The organism is Arthrobacter sp. 05L45_2, assembly GCF_056397525.1.
This window is the reverse complement of sequence record NZ_JBFTNO010000218.1, coordinates 1-5,319: the sequence shown is the minus strand read 5'-3', so window position 1 is coordinate 5,319 and position 5,319 is coordinate 1. Positions and strand designations below refer to the sequence as shown.

Below are 5,319 nucleotides of genomic sequence, written 5' to 3'. Positions count from 1 at the left end.
GAATCGGCCCGGCGCCGGTCGTCTGCTTCGTCGTCGCCGCCGATGAGGGGTGGCAGGCGCAATCCAGCGATCACCGCGATGCTGTCCTCGCCCTCGGCATCGAGCACGGTGTGGTGGTGTTGAGCCGCGCGGACCGGGCCTCGGGAGACCGGCTCGCGGACGTACTCGCCAGAACCCGGGCAGAGCTGGGCGGAACGGGGCTGCAGGGGGCGCCCGCAGTCGCGGTGTCGGCCCTCGACGGAACCGGTCTGCCCGAACTGCGCGCTGCACTCGACGACGTCCTGGCCCGGATACCTGCGCCTACCCCCACAGGGCGCGTCCGGCTGTGGGTGGACCGGTCCTTCACCATCACCGGATCGGGAACGGTGGTCACCGGAACGCTGGCGGCAGGAACGCTTGCCCGGGGTGACCGGATGGAACTGATCGGCCATGACAATTCCCGCCCGGTGGTTATCCGCGGCCTGCAGAGCTGCGACACCGCCCGCGACTCGGTAATGCCGGTCAGCCGGGTGGCGTTGAACCTTCGCGACGTCGCTGCCGCAGAAATCCGCAGGGGAGACGCCCTGGTGACTCCGGACGCGTGGCCCTCCACCGGCGTCGTCGGCATTCACCGCACCTCGGGCGTCGCCTATACGGACGTGCCGGAACAACTCATGGTGCACGTGGGAACCGCGTCGGTGCCGGCCCGGCTCAGGCCATTCGGCGCCGACCACGCCCGGCTCATCCTCGAAAGGCGCCTGCCGCTGGTCCTTGGCGACCGCCTGGTGCTGCGTGACCCGGGGCGGCACTCCGTGCTGGGTGGCGCCCGCATCCTCGACGCCGACCCGCCACCCCTCGTGCGGCGCGGCGACGGCGCCACGTGGGCGCAGCGGCTCGCCGGTATGGATGCCGCCGGTGACCTGCTGGGAGAAGTGGCGGCCCGCGGGGCGGTCCGGGCAGAGCATCTGAACCGGCTCGGGCTGCTGTCCGGCCAGGACTCTGCCCAGCTGCCGGGCCTGAAAGTACTTGGTGAATGGTGGGTGCACGCGCCCGTCCTCGGGGCCTGGCGGCAGCGTCTGCGTGCCGCCGTCGAGGAGCTGCAAAAGCGGGACCCGCTGGCTCCCGGGCTGTCGATGGGGGCGGCCGTCGGCCTGCTCTCCCTGCCCGACGAAAGGTTGCTGCCCCACGTCATCGACGGCGCACAGCTCGAAGCGGACGGCGGCCATATCYGGATCCCCGGCAGCAAAGACAAACTCGGCCCCGTCGAGCCGGCGATCGCCGCGTTGGAACGCCGGCTCACCGTACATCCCTTCCACGCGCCGGAAGCCGACGAGCTGGCCAACCTCAGTCTGGGCAACCGGGAGCTGGCCGCCGCCGAACGGGCGGGGCGCCTGCTTCGGCTGCGTGACGGCGTGGTGCTGCTGCCAACGGCGCCGGCCCTTGCGATGCGCACCCTTGCCGGCCTGGATCAGCCGTTCACCACAAGCCAGGCCCGTCAGGCCCTCGACACAACACGCCGGGTCGCGATCCCACTGCTGGAACATCTTGATTCACGAGGTTGGACCCAGCGCCTGGATGCGGGCCACCGCAACGTTGTGCGCTGACCCAAAATATTTCCCAAGACCCAGAACCCCTGGCACCCCCTAATAGCGATGAACGGCTGCCGATGACAGGCAGTGAATCCGCCCCCTGGAAGGGTACTTCGCCCGCACACCCACTGGCACTGTCCCTCCTCGATCCTCCCTGCGGCAGCGCCCCGACAGCGCCAAGACGCCACCGGCCGCACGGATGGCCGGCGGCCGAAAGCCTGGACTGTGTCCTCTCGACACCCCGTTGAATCGACGCTAGTTTATGCCTCTGAACAACGGCGCGTCTTCGGAAATGTTCGGATCTCGACCAGGGATATAGCCTCCATGTCGGCRCGAGAAGTGACTGAGCGAACGGGGAGCATCGGGCCAATGCCGCCGGGCTCGACAATAAAGGCGTCCGACGCAAGCCTGAAACGACGGCAGCTCCCCGTCGCTCCAGCGTGGCCGGTCCGCTGTCTGTGAACGGTGCTGCATCGTGTCGGTCCCGGACACGGCGGAGTCCCGGCGTAGCTGCGGGAGCCGGCGGCGGGGCGTAGACACATCAATCCTCGTTTGAACCGAGCCCGGAGATGGGGGAACGGCTTATGGGTGCCAAAGGATTCCCGCAGGATTAATGCGGTTCCACGGCCCGGGTTGGCCTCCGCCCCTACCCTTGAAGATGACGGTTTTGCCCCTGCCGCCCCACCGTTTCAAGGAAATCAAAATGCGCCTCTCGACCCTCCGCTCCTGCCTGGCCTCTATGTTGCTGGTCTGTCTTTCGGTGCCTTCGGCAGCATCCGCGATCGCCGCGCCGCCGGCGCCCGGGTTCCCGGCGACGGCGCAAACCGGCCAGACCGAAACCGGCCGTTACCTGGTGCGCTATGTTCCCGGGTCCGACGTCGCCGCAAAGGTGCGTAGCCTCCGGTCCCGGCATATCGCCGTCGGACGCACTTTCTCGAGAGCGGTTCGCGGCGCCGTTGTCACAGCCACCGCGGCCCAGGCGGCAGAGCTGAGGAGCTCGGCCGGCGTTGCCGGCGTCGAGCCCGACGCACGCGTAAAGATTTCGGACACCGAACAGCCTGCACCGTGGGGTCTGGACCGCATCGATCAACGCACCCTGCCCCTGTCCGGTTCCTACACCTACACGGCCGCGGGCGCGGGCGTGAGCGCGTACGTGATTGACACCGGTGTTTTCGCCGGCAACACGGACTTCGGCGGCCGCGTCGCAGCGGGCTGGACGGCGGTCACCGACGGGCTCGGAACGGGTGACTGCAACGGCCATGGAACCCATGTGGCCGGGACCATCGCCGGCAAGACGTACGGGGTCGCCAAGGCTGCCACGATCATTCCGGTACGGGTCTTGGACTGCTCCGGCTCCGGTTTCAACTCGGATGTGGTGGCCGCCCTTGACTGGGTCGCCGCCAACCATCAGGACGGCGTGCCGGCCGTGGCGAATCTGAGCCTGGGTGGCGCGGCCAGCTCTATGGTGGATGCCGCGGTTCAGGCGGTGATCAACGACGGGGTTACGGTCGCCGTGGCCGCCGGCAACGCCTCAGTCGACGCGTGCAACAGTTCCCCAGCCCGGCTGCCGGACGCCCTGACGGTCGCAGCGAGCGACTCCTCGGACCGGCAAGCCTCGTTTTCGAACTTCGGCGCCTGCGTTGACCTCTACGCCCCGGGCGTGGGTATCACCTCAGACGGCATCGGCACGACGACGGCGACGGCCACCATGAGCGGCACCTCCATGGCGACCCCGCACGTGGCTGGCGCTGCTGCCCTGGTCCTGTCGCACAGCCCGGCGCTGAGCCCCGCGGCCGTCGCCGCGGCGTTGACCGCCGAGGCCAGCCCCGGCGTGATCGCAGCCCCGGGCGTCGGCACGCCCAACCGGCTGTTGAATACAGACGCTGCACGCCTTGCTCCCCTCCCGGTCGGTACAGTTTTCCGCCCGTCCATCGGCAGCGCCGCGGACACCGTCGCGGCGGCGTCCGACGGCGTGCTGTGGAACTACCGGGCGACCGGCAAGGGCGGCTTCCAGCCGCGGGAAAAAATCGGTACCGGCTGGTCTGGGCTGATCCACGGATTCGTGACCGACTGGAACGCGGACGGTGTCTTCGACGTGATCGCCCAATGGAAGGACGGACGGCTGACCTTCTACCCCGGAAAGCCCGGCGGAGGTTTTGCCCCTGCCCAAGCTATCGGAACCGGCTGGGCCAGCTACAACGTCACCGTCGGCCGCTGGCGCACCACCGACAAATACCCAGGTGTCGTCGCGTATGACTCCGCGGGCACCCTGTGGTACTACGGCAACAGCACCGGAAAAACCCTCAGTCCTCGTATCAAGACAGGGACCGGCTGGGGAGGCCTGTACGTCACCATGGCCGACTTCGACCAGGACGGGGCGCAAGACCTGTTGGCCAAGCGCACCGATGGTAGCCTGGTGCTGTACCGTTCCACCGGAACCGGCGGCTTCATTTCCGAACCCCGCCGCACCGTGGGCACCGGCTGGAACAGCATCAACAGCATCACGCGCCTGGACGGCTTTCGGGGAGCCGGCGGCCACGGACTCACCGCGCGGATCACCGACGGCCGGCTCGCGTACTATCCCTACCGCCAGGGAACCTGGGGAACCCGCACCGTCGTCGGAACCGGCTGGGGAAGCTACAACATCTTCCGCTGACGCACCAAGGGATCCTGCACAGGCGCTGCGGTCCCGTAGGTCTTCTAGCTGGGGAAGGCCCACGCACCGGGGTTGGGCTTACCGGTGCCTCCTCCGTCGTCATCCTTGCCGCAACGTCGGCACCGCCTATACAGCGTGCCATCGTCGGCGTGTTCGGTGTGCCAATCGTGCCGAATATTGAACCGACAGAGCAGTGAATTGAGCATGGTCGTCTCCGATGCAAATGGGTCGCCCCAGGACCGCAATTAATTGTCCTACCGAACGCCGATGCCGGACAGAGAGCGCTGAGCTTGCCTGAGCCGGGACGGACAGTAGCCCTGGGTCGGATCCCTGGAGGCCCTGGTCTAAGCAGGCACTTGCTGTGGGGTGAGAGGAAAACGCCACGGCTGCCGAAAAACGCCCCCGCACCGGTCGGCGCGACCATACGTGCGGGGACGTCTTCGGGGCGTTCTCCCGCCATTGGGGGGTGGAAGAACTCGGATCAACGTACAGCCGGCGTAATTGCGGGTCAACCCCCAGATCGAACGGTTGGCATCGTCCCCCGGTTGCTCCGGGCCATTGTGGCCGGTGYGTCGGAGCGCACCCGGATGTGGCAAAATTCACCGGTGCGCATCGTTGAATTCCTGGAGGACCGTATCGACGAGGAAGAAGCCCGCCTCGCGCATGCCGAAGCGGGTTCTCCTTCGGCGGCGCGTCTCACGCGGCGCCTGCTAGCGGAGTGCGCCCAAAAGCGCGCAATCATCGAGGACTGGAAGCAGGCTGCGGAGGAGGCTGGGATCTCTTCGGCCGCTGAAGCAATGGACAGCATGGCAGTGGCGCGACGGGGCGCCCTAGGTATCCTCGCCGCCGCGTACAGGAATCACCCGGACTTCCCGACCGACTGGCGGGACTAGGTTGYCGCCGCCCTGCTTCAGCTCGAAAGGGTAACGAAGGGGTCGAAGCGGATAGGTCCGGGCCCCAGCTATTCAGGTTTTTCCCAGAAAGCCGCGCTAACGTCCCGGTCGGCGGGGCTGTCCCGCGAAATTCCTTAGGAGGACGATCTTGGGGCCGGTAAAAAGCTTGTGGGCCATGGTGCAGGGCGACCCGATCTTCATG

Annotated in this window: 3 protein-coding genes; all 3 read left to right on the top strand. The window is 67.6% G+C overall.

The features are described 5' to 3' along the window. Positions 1–1,583, top strand: a 1,583-nt coding sequence (locus AC1DHD_RS14100) for a SelB domain-containing protein (protein ID WP_476880313.1), incomplete at its 5' end; no start/stop codon positions are given. 688 nt (positions 1,584–2,271) lie between these two features. Beyond that, positions 2,272–4,224 carry a S8 family serine peptidase gene (locus AC1DHD_RS14095; RefSeq protein WP_476880312.1) on the top strand — a complete coding sequence of 651 codons (1,953 nt, stop codon included), beginning with the start codon at positions 2,272–2,274 and terminating at the stop codon, positions 4,222–4,224. 605 nt (positions 4,225–4,829) lie between these two features. After that, positions 4,830–5,117: a DUF6221 family protein gene (locus tag AC1DHD_RS14090; RefSeq protein ID WP_476880311.1), complete on the top strand. Its 288-nt coding sequence runs from the start codon at positions 4,830–4,832 to the stop codon at positions 5,115–5,117. Positions 5,118–5,319: the final 202 nt, after the last annotated feature.